The 14,929-nt window shown below is 72.1% G+C and carries 13 protein-coding genes, 1 tRNA gene and 1 pseudogene; 4 read left to right on the top strand and 11 right to left on the bottom strand.

All coding sequences use genetic code 11. The annotated features are described in order from the left end of the window. Positions 1-11 precede the first annotated feature (11 nt). On the top strand, positions 12-1,040 hold the full coding sequence (locus ACFRIC_RS04170) for a methyltransferase (RefSeq protein ID WP_382779071.1): 1,029 nt from the start codon (positions 12-14) through the stop codon (positions 1,038-1,040). A gap of 94 nt (positions 1,041-1,134) precedes the next feature. Here ACFRIC_RS04170 and ACFRIC_RS04165 read toward each other — a convergent pair whose 3' ends face one another. From ACFRIC_RS04165 to ACFRIC_RS04135, 7 genes are all read right to left on the bottom strand, one after another. Beyond that, on the bottom strand, positions 1,135-1,467 hold the full coding sequence (locus ACFRIC_RS04165) for a TcmI family type II polyketide cyclase (RefSeq protein ID WP_382779068.1): 333 nt from the start codon (positions 1,465-1,467) through the stop codon (positions 1,135-1,137). 30 nt (positions 1,468-1,497) lie between these two features. Then, complete coding sequence (locus tag ACFRIC_RS04160) at positions 1,498-1,977, bottom strand: SRPBCC family protein (protein WP_382779066.1); 480 nt, start codon at positions 1,975-1,977, stop codon at positions 1,498-1,500. A gap of 1 nt (position 1,978) precedes the next feature. Continuing rightward, a complete protein-coding gene (locus ACFRIC_RS04155; protein ID WP_382779063.1) occupies positions 1,979-2,239 on the bottom strand; it encodes a phosphopantetheine-binding protein in 261 nt (86 codons plus the stop codon). A gap of 29 nt (positions 2,240-2,268) precedes the next feature. Further along, on the bottom strand, positions 2,269-3,516 hold the full coding sequence (locus tag ACFRIC_RS04150; protein ID WP_382779060.1) for a ketosynthase chain-length factor: 1,248 nt from the start codon (positions 3,514-3,516) through the stop codon (positions 2,269-2,271). Beyond that, the gene (locus ACFRIC_RS04145) at positions 3,513-4,781 is read right to left on the bottom strand and encodes a beta-ketoacyl-[acyl-carrier-protein] synthase family protein (protein ID WP_382779058.1); all 1,269 of its coding nucleotides are present in this window, start codon (positions 4,779-4,781) and stop codon (positions 3,513-3,515) included. The genes ACFRIC_RS04150 and ACFRIC_RS04145 overlap by 4 nt, the downstream gene beginning before the upstream one ends. Beyond that, positions 4,778-5,257 (bottom strand): cupin domain-containing protein, encoded by a 480-nt coding sequence (locus ACFRIC_RS04140; RefSeq protein ID WP_382779055.1) that lies wholly within the window; start codon positions 5,255-5,257, stop codon positions 4,778-4,780. Before ACFRIC_RS04140 ends, ACFRIC_RS04145 begins: the two co-directional genes overlap by 4 nt. Before the next feature lie 67 nt (positions 5,258-5,324). Beyond that, positions 5,325-6,449 carry a SchA/CurD-like domain-containing protein gene (locus tag ACFRIC_RS04135; protein WP_382779052.1) on the bottom strand — a complete coding sequence of 375 codons (1,125 nt, stop codon included), beginning with the start codon at positions 6,447-6,449 and terminating at the stop codon, positions 5,325-5,327. Positions 6,450-6,683: 234 nt separating this feature from the next. On the opposite strand from ACFRIC_RS04135, the gene ACFRIC_RS04130 reads away from it, so the two are divergent. Next, positions 6,684-8,351 carry an FAD-dependent oxidoreductase gene (locus ACFRIC_RS04130; protein ID WP_382779049.1) on the top strand — a complete coding sequence of 556 codons (1,668 nt, stop codon included), beginning with the start codon at positions 6,684-6,686 and terminating at the stop codon, positions 8,349-8,351. Between the two features lie 130 nt (positions 8,352-8,481). On the opposite strand, the gene ACFRIC_RS04125 is transcribed toward ACFRIC_RS04130, so the two are convergent. Then, the gene (locus ACFRIC_RS04125) at positions 8,482-11,256 is read right to left on the bottom strand and encodes an AAA family ATPase (protein WP_382779046.1); all 2,775 of its coding nucleotides are present in this window, start codon (positions 11,254-11,256) and stop codon (positions 8,482-8,484) included. Between the two features lie 185 nt (positions 11,257-11,441). Here ACFRIC_RS04125 and ACFRIC_RS04120 point away from each other — a divergent pair. Continuing rightward, positions 11,442-12,254, top strand: a pseudogene (locus ACFRIC_RS04120) (helix-turn-helix domain-containing protein); the annotation flags it as partial. A 195-nt stretch (positions 12,255-12,449) separates the two neighbouring features. On the opposite strand, the gene ACFRIC_RS04115 reads toward ACFRIC_RS04120, so the two are convergent. Further along, on the bottom strand, positions 12,450-12,653 hold the full coding sequence (locus tag ACFRIC_RS04115; protein WP_382780867.1) for a hypothetical protein: 204 nt from the start codon (positions 12,651-12,653) through the stop codon (positions 12,450-12,452). Positions 12,654-12,913: 260 nt separating this feature from the next. On the opposite strand from ACFRIC_RS04115, the gene ACFRIC_RS04110 reads away from it, so the two are divergent. Then, positions 12,914-13,612 (top strand): alpha/beta fold hydrolase, encoded by a 699-nt coding sequence (locus ACFRIC_RS04110; RefSeq protein WP_382779044.1) that lies wholly within the window; start codon positions 12,914-12,916, stop codon positions 13,610-13,612. Positions 13,613-13,743: 131 nt separating this feature from the next. Here the strand turns inward: ACFRIC_RS04110 and ACFRIC_RS04105 are convergent. After that, positions 13,744-13,817 (bottom strand) — tRNA-Pro (locus ACFRIC_RS04105). Positions 13,818-13,962: 145 nt separating this feature from the next. After that, complete coding sequence (locus ACFRIC_RS04100; RefSeq protein ID WP_382779041.1) at positions 13,963-14,730, bottom strand: NPP1 family protein; 768 nt, start codon at positions 14,728-14,730, stop codon at positions 13,963-13,965. Between the last annotated feature and the right edge of the window lie 199 nt (positions 14,731-14,929).

The raw sequence follows: 14,929 nt of genomic DNA, 5'->3' as shown, positions 1-14,929 counted from the left end.
CGAGGCATTGAATGACCACTGTCGATCAGAGTCCCCCGCCGTCCATGCAGTTGCGGGAACTCGTCTTCGGGGCGGCCCGTGCCGCCGCCGTACGTGCCGCGGCCCGGCTGGGGGTGGCCGACGCCCTCGACGACACGCCCATGAGCGCCGAGGACCTGGCCGCCGCGGTGAAGACCCAGCCGGGGACCCTGCGCCGGCTGCTGCGCGCCCTGTCCTGCCAGGGCGTGTTCATGGAGCGCCCCGACGGCACGTTCGCGCACACCGAGATGTCCCGGCTCCTGCGCGAGGACGACCCGAACAGCCTGCGCTACATCGCCCTGTGGTGCACCGAGCCGTGGACGTGGAACGTCTGGCCGAAGCTCGACGAGGCGGTGCGCTCCGGCCGCAACGTCTTCGAGGACGTGTACGACAAGGAGTTCTTCCCGTACCTCAACGAGGACGCCCCGGAGTCCGCGCACGTCTTCAACCGGGCCATGACGACGTCCAGTTCACAGTCCGCCCAGGACGTGGCGAAGCTCCTGGACCTGAAGGGCGTGAAGTCGGTCGCCGACATCGGCGGCGGCCAGGGTCACGTCGTGGCCAGTCTGCTGGAGAAGCACCCCGGCCTGCACGGCACCCTGCTCGACCTGCCGGGTGTGGTGGAGAACGCCGACCCGCGCCTGCGGGACGGCGGGGCGCTGGCCGACCGGGTGCGGATCGTGGCCGGGGACTGCCGTGAGGGCATTCCGGTCCAGGCGGACGTCTACATCATCAAGAACATCCTGGAGTGGGACGACGAGAGCACCCGCAGGGCGCTCGCGAACGTCCGCGCGGCCGCCCGGCCCGGCGCCCGGGTCGTCGTCATCGAGAACCTGGTGGACGACACCCCGTCGATGCGGTTCACGACGGCGATGGACCTGCTGCTGCTCCTGAACGTCGGTGGTGCGAAGCACACCCGGCAGAGCATGGTCGACCGGCTCACGGCGGCGGGCCTGGTGATCGGTGAGATCCGCCCGGTGAACCCCTATCTGCACGCCTTCGAGTGCACCGTCCCCGGCTGATCCGGCCGGACCTCCTGAGTTTCAGGAAAACCCGAGGCCGCCGGTTCCGCTTCATCGCGGAGCCGGCGGCCTCGGGTTGTGTCACGGTGCCCGCTCAGGAGGCGGGGTCGCGCTCCCAGCGGTAGAAGCAGTGCGCCATGGCGTCCTTGGGACCGCGCCAGGTCTGCGGGTCGTACGCGCTGACGTACGCCGACAGTTCCTCGCTGACGCTGCGGAACTCGGGGTGTCCGGCCACCTTCGCGATGGCGGGGCCCGGGTCCCGTTCGGATTCGATGAGGTGCAGGTACACGTCACCGAACTGGAAGAGGCTGCGCCGGCTGACCCCGATGAGGTGCGGGAGCTCACCCCGGTCGGAGGCGGCGAACACGTCGGAGATCGCCGGAGCCGAGTCGGGCGCCATGCGGGCGACGATCAGGGCGTGGTGCATCGGGTGTCCTTCCTGTGCCGCTTCCGGCGGTCAGCGGGGCATGGCCGCGGGGCTGCGGCGCTCGCGGGCGACCTGCTCGATCCGGTCCCGGATGAGGGCCATCTGCGTGACGGAGTTGCGGTTGATGTTGTCCGTCATCCAGGCGTCGTCGACGGGGGCGTCGGGCTTCATCGCGAAGTCCTGCACCCAGCGCATGTGCGTGCCGGCCGGGGTCTCCTCGTACTCCCACCGGATGTTCATGTGCGCGAACGGTCCCGTCTCGACGCGGCGCGCCCGGACGGTCCGCGCGGCGCGGTCCACGGTGCGCTGCGAGACCCAGCTCCACACCTTGCCGTTGTCGTCCGGGTGCATGGTGAGGCGGAAGGTGGTGGTGTCGCCGTCCCGGGTCAGGACTTCGAGGGACGCGTACTCGCTGAAGAGCCGCGGCCAGTTCTCGATGTCGTTGGTGATGTCCCAGACGAGGTCGAGCGGGGCGTCGATGACGACGCTGTTGTCGGTGTGTCCTGCCACTTCAGGCTCCAGCCTTGAGGTTGTCGTTGACGAGGTCGAGGAACTCCCGCGGGGTCTTGCAGCGCTCGGCGTCGGTGGGCAGGGGCCGGCTGTACCGGTTCTCCAGTTCCCCGACGATGCCGAGCAGACCGAGCGAGTCGAGTCCGAGGGTGCCGAACTGCGTGTCGAGGGACTGCGCGAGTTCGTGGGGGTCGACGGTGATCCCGGCCGCCTTCTTCATGAGCGCGGCCAGTTCGTCTACGGTCACTTCGGTGGTGATCATGCGGTGGTTCTCCTCACGTACGGCCCGGGTCACCGGGCGTGGTCCCCGCCGTGTCGCACGACCAGGGCCGCGTTGGACCCCATGAGGCCCCTGCTGAGGACCAGGGCCGTGCGCAGTTCGGCGGGTCGGGCGTTCGACGTCACCAGGTCGAGGTCGTGGCAGACGTCGAACACGTTGGGGGTGGGAGGGATCTGGCCGTGCTCCATCGCGAGGACGGCGGCCGCGGTGTCCAGCAGGGGTGCCCCGCAGTAGGCCCGTCCGATGCCCGTCTTGGGGGCCGTGACGGGGACCCGGGTGCCGTGGGCCCCCAGGGCGTCGGCGATGGCCAGGGCCTCGGCGCGGTCGGCGGCCGGGACGCCCAGGGCGTCGGCGAAGACGACGTCGATCTCCTCCGGGGCGCAGCGCGCCTCGGCGAGGGCGCCCCGGATGGCGTGGGCGAGCCCTTCGCGGGACCTCTCCCACTGCGAGGCGCCGGTGAACGTGGCCGCGTGTCCGGCCACGAGGGCCCGGATCTCCGCGCCCCGGTCGCGGGCCCGCCGTTCGTCCTCGACGACGAGCATGGCGCCGCCTTCCGCGGGCACGAAGCCGCAGGCTCCCTCGGTGAAGGGGCGGTAGGCGCGCGCGGGGTCCTCGACGGTGCTGAGTTCGGGGTAGCCGAGCTGGCAGACCATCGAGTACGGGGCGAGCGGCGCCTCGGCGGCGCCGACGAGCATGGCGCCGGTGCCGCGCCGTACGCCGCGGGCGGCGTGGGCGACGGCGTCCAGTCCCCCGGCCTCGTCGCTCGCGACGACTCCGCAGGGTCCCTTGAACCCGCCGCGGATGGAGATCTGGCCGGTGCTGGCGGCGTAGAACCAGGCGATGGACTGGTAGGGGCCGACGTATTTGGAGCCCTGGCCCCACAGTTTCTGCAGTTCGCGCTGGCCGAACTCGCCGCCGCCGGATCCGGCGGCGGTGACGACGCCGACGTCGTACGCGTCGTCGGGGGCGGCCGCTCCGAGGCCCGCGTCGTCGAGGGCGAGGACGGTCGCGGCCATCGCGAAGTGGCTGAAGCGGTCGGTCTGGACGAGGAAGCGTTCCTCGATGAGGTCCGCCGCGTCGAAGGCCCGGACCTCTCCCGCGACGCGCAGCGGCAGGTGTCCGCAGCCCTCGCGGGTGATCCGGTCCAGGACGGTGAGGCCTTCCCTGACGGACTTCCAGTAGGCGTCGGTACGCAGTCCGTTGGGGGCGATGACACCGATGCCGGTGATGGCCGCGTTCCGGGGGCGCTGCGTGCTCATCGTGTCCTCCCAGCCGGCCCGGTGAGAAGGACCGCGGACTGGAATCCGCCGAACCCGCTGCCGACGGAGAGCACGTTCGTGAGCTTCCGCGGGCGGGCGGTGCGCGGCACGTAGTCCAGGTCGCACTCGGGGTCGGGGGTTTCGTAGTTCGCCGTGGGCGGCACCACCTGGTGCTTCAGGGCGAGGACGCAGGCGACGACCTCGATCGCGCCGATCGCGCCCAGCGAGTGGCCCACCATGGATTTGATGGAGCTCATCGGGGTCCGGTGGGCGTGTTCGCCGAGGGACCGTTTGACCGCGGCGGTCTCGTGCCGGTCGTTCTGCCGGGTGCCGGAGCCGTGCGCGTTGACGTAGTCGATGCGCGTGGGGTCGAGGCGGGCCTGGTCGAGCGTGCTGTCGATGGCCCGGGACATCTCCAGTCCCTCGCTGGTGAGACCGGTCATGTGGTAGGCGTTGCCGTAGGTGGCGTAGCCGCCGATCTCGCAGTAGATGTGCGCGCCGCGGGCCCGTGCGTGCTCGTACTCCTCCAGGACGAGTACGGCCGCGCCCTCGCCCATGACGAAGCCGTTGCGGTTGGCGTCGAAGGGCCGGGAGGCGTGCTCGGCGTCGTCGTTGTCGGGCGACGTGGCCTTGATGGCGTCGAAGCAGGCCATCGTGATCGGGGATATCGGCGAGTCGGACGCCCCGGCTATGCAGACGTCGGCGCGGCCTTCCTCGATGGTGTGGAAGGCGTATCCGACGGCGTCGAGTCCGGAGGTGCATCCGGTGGAGACGGTCTGCACCGGTCCCTGGGCCCCGAACCGTTCGGCGACGACCGAGGCGAGGGTGCTGGGCGCGAACGCGAGGTGCAGTTTGGGGTCGGCCGCCCGGTGGTCCACGTCCCACCGCCGGCCCGACTCGCTGACCTGGACGTAGTCGTGTTCCAGACGGGTGGTGCCACCGACGGCGCTGCCCAGGGAGACTCCGACGCGCCAGGGGTCCTCGCGGTCCGTGTCGAGGCCGGAGTCCTGCACCGCCTCCGCGGCGGCGACGACGGCGAACTGGATGTACCGGTCGACGTGTTCGATCAGCTCGGGGTCCAGGCCGTGCGCGAGCGGGTCGAAGTCGCATTCGGCGGCTATGCGCGAGCGCAGGCCCACCGGATCGAAGAGCGTGATGCCCCGGGTCGCGGTGCGGCCGCCTTCGAGGAGGTCCCAGAACGCCTTCGTCCCGGTGCCTCCCGGAGCGACCACACCGATGCCGGTGACGGCCACCCGGCGGGTCACTTTATGGCCCCGCTTCGTTCGGACGGCTGTCCGTTGTGGCCGTGCGCGGCTCCGCCGGACAGGAACGCGGGGGCGGGTTCGGAGGCGTGGGCGGCCTCCTCGGTGTCGACGTGGCCCATGCTCGGATGCGGGGCGAGCGGGCCCAGGTGGAAGACCATGCGGGCCTCCTCGGCGCCGACGTTGCGGAACCGGTGCCGCACGCCGATCGGGATCAGCAGACCCTGCTCGGGCCGGAGCGCCAGCGCCTCGCCGTCGAGGTCCACTTCGAGGGCGCCGCCGACCACGTACACGAACTCCTCGGAGTACGGGTGGTAGTGCTCGCCGATCCGCTCGCCGGGCTGGATGATGGCGAGGCCCATGAAGCCGCTGGTGGACCCGACCGTGGCGGGCGTGAGCATGGCCCGGATGTCTCCCCCGCGTCTGCGGTTGGGTTCCGTCTCGCTCAGGTTCACGATCTGTGGATGCTGCTTGGTCATGCTTGATACCTCCGGGTGTGGCAGGACGTCGGACGGGACGTCCGGGGACGCGGGCTGCGGCGGTCCGTCAGGAACCCGCCGAGCTCCGGTCGGTGATGGGCAGCATGTCGGCGTGCGACAGGAGGCGGTTGATGTTGCGTTCCGTCTCCAGGGAGCCCTCGACGCCGATCGCGGGGCCGTCGAGGAGGCGCTCCAGCTCGGCGGCCTTCTTGGCGCCCTTGAGGCCGAGGGAGGCGACGGGGTCGAGGTCGAGGTCGCCGGTGATGTCGATGAGCCGCACCACGATGTCGTCGCGCTGGAAGACGGTGCTGCTGTAGACCGGGCTGTTCCTGTCGTCGGCCGCGGCCTCGTCCTGGTGGGCGAGCAGCCGGGCCAGTTCCATGCCGCGGCCCTTGCGGGCCGGGTAGAACAGCGCGTGCCGGGTCACCTTCGCGGGTTCCTCACGGCCGGCGACCACGTGGTGCACGGCGGGGAGGGCCGCACGGGTGAAGAAGACGCGGGCCGAGTCGGGGTCGCTCAGGTCCCGGTCCTGCTCCAGGTAGGGGTTGATGGCCTCCTCGACCGCCCGTACCTCGGGCTGGCGCGACACGTGGCGCAGGGCCGCGAGGAGGTCGCCCTCCACCTCGACGGCGCGTACGACGCGGTTGCCGTGCATGAAGAGCGAGGTGCGCCGCAGCCGGGTGGTGTCGTCGACCTGGGCCTGGGGTGACTCGTACCCGGCGAGGATCTCGGCGACCTTCGACTCGGATCCGGGCTTGACGGTGAAGGTGAGGGCGTGGCGTGCGACGCCCTTGCCCTCGCGGGCCTCGACCTGGAGCGCCGACCGGGCCGTTTCGGGGGTGAGGGGCTCGGCGGGGCTGGTCTCGCGCAGGATGCTGTAGCGCATCGACCGGGTGTCCCGGACGCAGCTGTGCATCGGCCGGACGGTCTCGACGTGCTCTTCGCTGTTCACCCAGGCCAGGAACGGCGGGGCACTCTCCCACTCGCTGGTGATGAGCCACTGCGAGGGGTTCTCGATCGACTGGCAGAGCTGGTCGCTGATGTGTCCGGGAACCGAGGCGACCTGGTTGCGCATGAGTTCGTAGGCGTCGAGGAACTGCTGCTGGGCGCCTTCGTACAGGTCGAGCAGCAGGATCACCCGAAGCTTCGAGCCGTCGAAGGCCGACTGAGCGATACGTCCCGAGTTGGACATTGCGGCACACCTCTCCTTTTCGTCACGGAAGTCCGGAACGACCGCGGTATCCGAAACGCCGGGGCCGCCATGAGCTGATCGTTGCCGCGTGCCCGGGACTCCGCGAGCCCCGCGGGTCAGGCGAGTGAACCGCGCGCCATCCGGGTGCCCCTGCCGCGCGAACGGGCCCGCACCGGGCATGGAAACTGCATCCCCATCCCTGACTCGCGTCGCAGGCGACGCTGGAGGCAATCGATGAACCGATTCGAAGGGGCCGGCGAGAACGGTCTCCGCACGCCCGTCCTCATCGTCGGCGGCTCACTCGTGGGCCTCTCGACCTCGCTGTTCCTGGGGCGCCTCGGGGTGCCGCACATCCTGGTCGAGCGTCACGCCGGCACGTCCCGGCACCCGCGGGGGCGCGGCAACAACGTCCGCACCATGGAGATCTTCCGGGTCGCCGGAGTCCAGCGGCGCATCGAGGAGGCGGCGTCGGTCCTCGCGGACAACCACGGCATCCTGCAGACGCCGACCCTGGTGGGCGACGCCGGGGAGTGGCTGTTCAAGGAGATCGACCCCGGCGGCGGACTCGCCCGCTTCAGCCCCGGCGCCTGGTGCCTGTGCAGCCAGAACGACCTCGAACCGGTACTGCTGGCCAGTGCCCGGGAGCTGGGCGGCGACCTGCGGTACTCGACGGAGATGATGTCCTTCGAGCAGGACGCCGAAGGGGTGACGGCGAAGGTCAAGAGCCGGGAGACCGGCGAGCACACGACGATCCGCGCGGACTATCTCGTCGCGGCGGACGGTCCCCGCAGTCCCGTCCGCGACGCGCTGCGCATCGGCCGGACCGGGCCGGGCGACCTGTTCCACAACGTGAGCCTCACGTTCACCTCGCGCGGTCTCGCCGAGGTGGTCGGCGACCGCCGGTTCATCGTCTGCTACCTGACCGACCCGGCGGCCGACGGCGCGCTGCTGCCCGTCGACAACAAGGAGCACTGGGTCTTCCACGCCCCCTGGCACCCCGAACACGGGGAAACCCTGGAGGAGTTCACCGACGAGCGCTGCGTCGAGCACATCCGGCGGGCCGTCGGCGTGCCGGACCTCGACGTGGAGATCACCGGCCGGGCGGCCTGGCACGCCGCCGAGCGGGTCGCCGAACGGTACGCGCAGGGGCGGGTGTTCCTGGCCGGCGACTCGGCCCACGAGATGTCCCCGACCGGGGCCTTCGGCTCCAACACCGGTATCCAGGACGCCCACAACCTGGCCTGGAAGCTGTCCGCCGTGCTGGCCGGCTGGGCCGGCCCGGGGCTGCTGAAGTCCTACGACGCCGAGCGCCGGCCGGTCGCGGAGGCGACGAGCGCCCGCGCCTCGTCGCGCTCGGTGGAGCACAGCCACCCCGGGTACACCCCGGAGCCGGCGGCGGCCGGGCAGGGCGGCCCCGGCGGGAGGAAGGGCGGCATCCTGAACGTGGCGCTCGCCTACCGCTACCCGCGGGGCGCGGTCCTCGGCGCCGATCAGTCCGCTCCTGTCGTGCCCGAGGGCGTACGGCTGACGGGCGAGCCGGGGAGCCGGGCGCCGCACATGTGGCTGACCCGCGCGGGCGCGCGGATCTCGACCCTCGATCTGTACGAGCGTTCCATGGTGCTGCTGAGCTCGGCGGACGGCGCCGGCGGGTGGCACGCGGCGGCGAAGGACACGGCCCGGCAGTTGTCCGTCCCGCTCGACTCGTACCGGGTCGGCGGCGGCCCCGAGGCGGACCTCGTCCCCGCGGGCGACACGGACTGGGCGCAGGCGCACGGCGTCGGCGAGGACGGCGCGGTGCTGGTCCGCCCCGACGGCTTCGTCGCCTGGCGCTCCGAGGGCCCGTCCAAGGACCCCCGGACGACGTTGCGCAAGGCCCTGGTCGCGCTGCTGGACCAGGCCTGACCCTTCCGGCGGCCGGAGCGCCCGTCGCGTTCCCGGCCGCCGTCCCAGCGGTGCGCGTACGACCGCGGGAGGCCGTACCGGATGTCCGGTACGGCCTCCCGGCGATCCGGGCGGAGCACCCGGCGTCCGCTCACGGACCGAGGTCCGCCAAGGCGTCGCGCAGTGCCGCGCGGGTGGTGATGCCCAGCTTCGGGAAGACCTGGTAGAGGTGCGTCGAGACGGTTCGCGGTGACAGCCGGAGTCGCTCGGCGATCTGTTTGTTGGTCAGGCCGGTCGCGGCCAGGCGGGCGATCTCCCCCTGCTGCGGTGTCAGAGCGGCGGCGCCCGGCGGGGGTACCGGCGTGCCGCAGGCGCGCAGTTCCGCTGCGGCCCGTGCCGTCCAGGGGTGCGCGCCCAGCCGTTCGAAGGCGTCCGCGGCGGCGCTCAGGTGCGTGCGGGCCCTGGCGGGTGCCTTGCCGCGCCGAAGGTGCTCGCCGAGGTGGAGCTGGATGCGGGCCAGGTCGAAGGGCCAGCGTTCGCCGCCCTCGACGGCGAGGGCCGCCGCCAGGCCCCGTACCGTCTCCTCGTCCTGATCCGCCGCCAGCGCGGCGGAGGCGAGGATCACCATGTTCAGTCGTGGGGACACCGTTTCGAGTCCGGCCCCGCGGGCCGCCCTGACGTGTTCGGCGGCCTTCGCCCGCCGTCCCGTGAGCACCGCGGCCTCCACCTGGTCGAGGATCGCCCACACCGCGTGCCCGGCGAAGGGCGCGAACGTTCCGGTCGGCGTGATCCTGTCGGCGTGGCGGTGGGCCTCCTCGAAGTCGCCCTGGGACAAGGCGATCAGGGTGCGGGCGTGGGCGGCGTAGCAGGCGACGGCGTGGCCCCGGCGGGAGCCCGCCCATTGATCCATCCGATCGGCGTGGGCACGGGCGGCCGGGTACTCGCCGCGGACCGCGTGCACGCAGGCCAGGACGAACGTGCCGGTCCAGGAGCGGAGCGGGTAGTCGAGTTCCTCGCACCAGCGCAGTCCCTGCCGGGCCGCCTGCCGTGCCTCCGGCCACCGGCCGGTGAACCAGGCGTGGCTGCTCCACAGGAACGAGGCCTGGATGGCGGGGAAGATGTTCTGCCCGCCCGGTCCGCCGCGCGCGGTGAGCCGCAGCGGCTCCTCCATCTCGCCGAGACGGTCCGCGTAGGCGCCGGCCGTGGCGATCCGTACGATCCGCACCGGATCCGAGGTGCCGGGGAGCGCCCGCACGGCGTCGTCGAGCCGGGCCCAGTCGGCGGGACGGGCGCGGGCGGGGTCGGCGAAGGTGGCCCGCAGCAGTTCCAGGGTGTCAGGAACCGACGTGCACTTCGCGAGGGCCGCGTCGAAGGCCGACCACAGCTCGGGGCGCCCGCCGTGGACGCACACCATCAGCAGGGTGGACATCGCTTCGGAGAGTGTGGGGTCGGTGAGGTCGTACGGTTCGGGCCGCAGGGCGATCGCGCCGGACAGCAGGCGATGGGCCGTGTCGATGTCTCCGTAGCTGTTGAGCAGGTACAGGGCGGCGGCCACCGCGGCCGCCGTGGAATCGGTGTCGGGCGCGGCCTGCCGGGCGTCGTTCAGCAGGCCCGGCACATCGCGGACGTCTCCGGTGAGGTTCGCGCCCACGTACGCCGCTTTGGCCAGTCGCCGCGCGTACGTCGGCGCCGCCGGGCTCAGTTCGGCCGCGCGCACCAGGGCCGACACCGCGTTCGGGCCGTCGCCCCGGCGGGCACTGATGTCCGCGGCCTGCTCGAGGAGGGTGGCGATCTGTTCGTCGGGCTCCTCCGCGGCCTGCGCCAGATGCCAGGCCCGCTGCTCGGGGACCGCGGTCCAGGCGTCCGCGAGGGCCCGGTGGACGTTGCGGCGTTGGGAGCTGGTCGACAGCTCCACCACGGCGGAGCGGATGAGCGGGTGCCGGAACGCCAGCCGACCGGTGGCGTCCTCGACCCGGACGAGTTGCGTCCGTTCGGCCGGTGCCAGGTGTTTCACGTCGCACCGCCCGGCCACCGCGCGGCGCACGACCAGCATGTTGCCGCTGCCCTCCAGCGCGGCGACGAGCAGCAGGTGGCGGGTGGCCGGCGGCAGGGTCCGGACGCGGGAGGCGAACGTCGACCGGAGCCGCTGGGTCAGCGGGATGTGCCGGGGCAGGGCCCTGGAGGCGGTCCGCTGGGATTCGGTGAGGGCGGCCGGAAGCTCCAGCAGGGCCAGCGGATTGCCTTCGGCGTCGGCGATCAGGCGCCGCCGCACCCGTGAGGCGAGGTCCGGGAAGCGGCGCAGGAGCAGTTCCTCGGAGGCCGCCTCGCCGAGGGGGCCCAGTTCGTGGAGGGGCAGCCCGCCGTGCTCGAAGAAGCCCTCCTCTCCGGACCTGAGCGTGCACACCAGTCCGGTTCCCGTCCCCGGGAGTCGGCGCGCGACCTGCCCGAGGACGACGGCACTCGGCCGGTCGAGCCACTGGGCGTCGTCCAGCGCCAGGAGCACCGGGGTGTCGCGGGAGAGGTCCGCCACCAGCGACACCACGGCTTCGAAGACCGCGTCGTGGCCCGATGCCGCGTCATGGCCGGGTGCCGCGTCCCCTTCGGGACCGAGGATCGCGGCCAGGACAGGCGGGAGGACCGCGGTGGAGCGGAGCTCGGGTAACGACGTCAGGAGCTGCCGCAGGGCGCCGTATCCGGTCCGGGTTCCGTACTGCACGCCGACGGCCCGCAGCACCCGCAGTCCCGCGGCCTCGGCCCGCCCGGCGACGGCGGTGAGCAGCGCCGTCTTCCCGACCCCGGGCTCCCCTGCCAGCACCAGCGATCCGCCGTGGCGCGGAATGCCGGACAGGAACACGCCGAAGCGTTCCATGTCGGCCTCCCTGCCGACGAGGGAGTCGTCCACTTCTCCGCCGGACCGGTCGGTCACGTTCGCCCCCTTGCCACGCCCGGGCGGATCGCACGACGTGCCGGCCACGTCTACGTCACATGACGGAAGCGACGACCGCCGCCCGGATTCTAGCCTCGTGCGGATGACGCCGTCCGTCCGGCGGACCGGCCCGTGCGGGCCGAGAGGGAGGGTGTTCCATTACTGGACGTCCCGGTTTCGGGGAGGTGCTGCGCGGTCATCGGCGCGCGGCACGACTGACGTTGGAACAGCTCGCGGAGGCCTCGGGAGTCGCCGCCCGGACGCTGTCGGACATGGAGCGCGGACGCAGCCGGGGGCCCCAGCACCGGACCGTGACCGCTGTGGTGGCGGCGCTCGCGCTGCCGGAGGCCGACCGGGAGCGGCTCGCCGGGCTGGCACGTGACGGCCGGTTGCGCGATCACTGGACGCGCGCGAGCGGCCTGTGCGAACTGCCGCGGTCGGTCGCGGACTTCACCGGCCGCGCCGCCGAGCTGGTCTGGGCGAGCGAGCTCGTGTACGAGGAGAGCGCGCCGGGCGTCGGCCTGGTGGGGCTGGTCACCGGAGCCGCGGGGCTGGGGAAGTCGGCGTTCGCGATCCGCGCCGCGCATGCCCTGCGGCCGAGCTTTCCCCACGGGGTGTTCCACGTCGACCTGTTCGGATCGTCCCGGCGGCCGTTGCCCGCCGGCGAAGCGCTGCGGCTGCTCCTTCTCGCCCTCGGCGTCACGGATCGGCGGATCCCGGACGATGTCGCGGGGCGCGCCTCCGTGTACCGGTCGGTGCTGCGTGACAGGCGGGTGCTGGTCGTCCTCGACGACGCGGTGTCGGAGGAGCAGGTGCGCCCGCTGCTGCCGGGCGGGGGCGCGGGCAGAGTGCTGATCACCAGCCGGCGTCTGCTCTCGGGGGTGGAAGGGGTCCGCAGGCTCCTCCTCGGCCCCCTGTCGTCGCGGGAGTCGGTGGAACTGCTGACCGGGGTCCTGGGCGGGCCCGGCACGTCCGACGGGAGTCCGGCTCTCGCCCGGCTCGCGGAACACTGCGGCGGTCTGCCGCTGGCTCTGCGGATCATCGGGAACAGACTGGTCAGCCGGCCGGGATGGGACCCCGCCGCGCTCGCCGCCCGGCTGGCCGACGAGGAGCGCAGGCTCGATCAGTTCAAGGCCGGCGATCTCGGGGTCGCCGACGCGTTCGCGATGTCGTACGAGCAACTCACCGAGGCTTCACGGCGGATGTTCCGGCGGCTGGCCGCGGTGCCGGGACGGGACTTCGACGCCGCCGCGGCGGCCGCCGCCGCGGGGGTGGCGGTCGAGGACGCCTGGGACGCTCTCGACGACCTCGTCGACGTCGGACTGCTCCAGGACGGCGCGGCCGGCCGGTACCGCTTCCACGAACTCGTCCGGCTGTTCGCCCGCAGCCGGCTCCACGCGGAGGAGACGCGGGCCGAACGCGAGGAGCTGACCGGACGCGTGACGGGGCTGGTGCCGCGCAAGGGCCTTCCGGCCGGTGCCCGTCCGGGTACCGCCGCGGCCCCCGAGCCCGGCGGCGCCACCCGTCCGAGTCGGTCCCCAGGGGTACCGCCCGTACTTCCGCGTCCTGTTCCGCATGGTGCGCCGTCCGTTCCTGGACTTGGCTCACGAACACCGGGACGGGCGGCATGGCCTGTCCCTCCAGATCAGGAGCGACCATGGCAACCATCAGGAACATCGTGCTCGTGCACGGTGGATTCGTGGACGGATCGGGCTGGCAGGGGGTCTACGACCACCTGTCCGCCGACGGCTACAAGGTGGCCGTCGTGCAGAACCCGACCCTGTCCCTGGCCGGCGACGTCGCCGCCACCCACCAGGTTCTCGACGGTCTCGACGGACCGGCCGTGCTGGTCGGCCACTCCTACGGCGGAGTCGTCGTCACCGAGGCCGGCGGCCATCCCAACGTCGCGGCCCTCGCCTACATCGCCGCGTTCGCGCCGGACAAGGGCGAGTCGGTCAATTCCCTGATCGCCGACCCGCCGCCCGGGGCTCCGGTCCCGCCGATCCTGCCGCCCCGGAACGGATTCCTGTTCCTGGACCGGGACAAGTTCGCGGCGTCCTTCGCCGCCGACGTGCCCGAGAAACTGGCGGCGTTCATGGCCGACTCCCAGGTCCCCTGGGGCGTCGAGGCCCTCGAGGGGACGGTCTCCGAGCCGGCCTGGCAGAGCAAGCCGTCCTGGTACCTGGTGGCCACGGACGACCGGATGATCCCGCCGCCCGCCCAGCGCGCCATGTCCGAGCGGGCGAAGGCCGTCGTCACCGAGACCCCTGGCAGCCACGCCGTCTACGTGTCCCGCCCGGCGGTCGTCGCCGCCCTCATCGCCCAGGCGGCCCAGGGAGCCGATGGCCAGGCCTAGGAACCTGAAGCCCTGAAGCCCTGAGGTCCTCGGAGCCTGGGGCGGTCCTGAGGTCCTCGGAGCCAGGGCCCCAACGGACGGAGGCCGTATCGGATGTTTCCGATACGGCCTCCGACCTGCGTATTCGCAAGTCGGGACGACAGGATTTGAACCTGCGACCCCTTGACCCCCAGTCAAGTGCGCTACCAAGCTGCGCCACGTCCCGATGCGTCTCGCACGTGGTGGCCCACGTGTTCGCGCATCCCGAACCTTACCCCACGTCGGTGGACGGCCGCGCACACACGGTCATCGTCGCAGCGCAACGGGGGTGAGCACCGGCGTACGGGCGGGGGTCGCCGCAAGGGAGCGGGTCAGGCGTTGGGGTCGAACGCGATGCCGGCGGGCTTGGCCTTCGACAGGTGGGAGTTGAAGTTGCCGTCCTTGAGGCCGAACACGGCACTGCCGAAGTTGTAGGCGCTCAGCTTGTCGCGCAGCCCGGCAGGGTAGCCGTTCCAGCCGACCAGGGTCGGGAACTGCCAGGTGTGGTAGTGGTTCTCCGGCGGCTCGTCGTTGGTGTTGGCGGGGCGGAAGCAGTGGGTGCCGATGCCGTCCTTGTGGTAGACGACCTTGGGGTGCGTTCCGTCCCAGCGGATCTGGTCCCGGGTGTAGATGTTGAAGTTGCCGTGGGCCGAGGTGGAGACGTACTTGGCCTGGTTGTCCTGGACCCACACGACGACGTGCTCCCAGTCGTTGCGGTGTCCGCCGAGACCGCTGCCGACGACGGCCTGGTCCTTCTCCATGTAGAGGCCGTAGATGATCGCGCACCAGCCGTTGTTGCACTTCTCGCGGGAGTACCCGTTGGTGTTGTCCAGGTCCCAGGAGTCGCGGCAGTGGCCGTTCAGGGCTCCGGAGGGGTTGAGACCGGGGTTGACGGTCCCGTCGGGGCCGATGGCGGGGGTCGGGTAGCAGCCGTCGGTGTCGTAGTCGAAGGCGGGCTGGTACGTCGACTCCAGCGCGTCCGCGTTCCCGGGCAAGGCCGTGGGCGGGTCGGCGAGGGCGCTGCCCGGGAAGGCGACGACCAGCGCGACGGCGCTGCCGAGGATGAGCGAGACCTTGCGGATCCGCGAGCTTCTTGTCACTGCTTCCTCCAGATCGACCGCGGCGTGGGGGCGGGGCAGGCCAACGCGGTCGCCTTGGCATGCCCCGGTCAGCCTTCCGGGCGGCCGCGAAAAACACCAGAGGCCGCGGATATCGGAGCGATGAAGGATTGCCCAACTGGTAGCGAGGAATGGGCTGTTGGAGACGGGTCGGCCACGCCAAGGGTCATCTCCCGCGCTC

This window comes from Streptomyces sp. NPDC056738, assembly GCF_042790435.1.
GTDB lineage: Bacteria > Actinomycetota > Actinomycetes > Streptomycetales > Streptomycetaceae > Streptomyces.
Note: the sequence above shows the minus strand (reverse complement) of the source record. Positions and strands in the feature narration are given on the sequence as shown.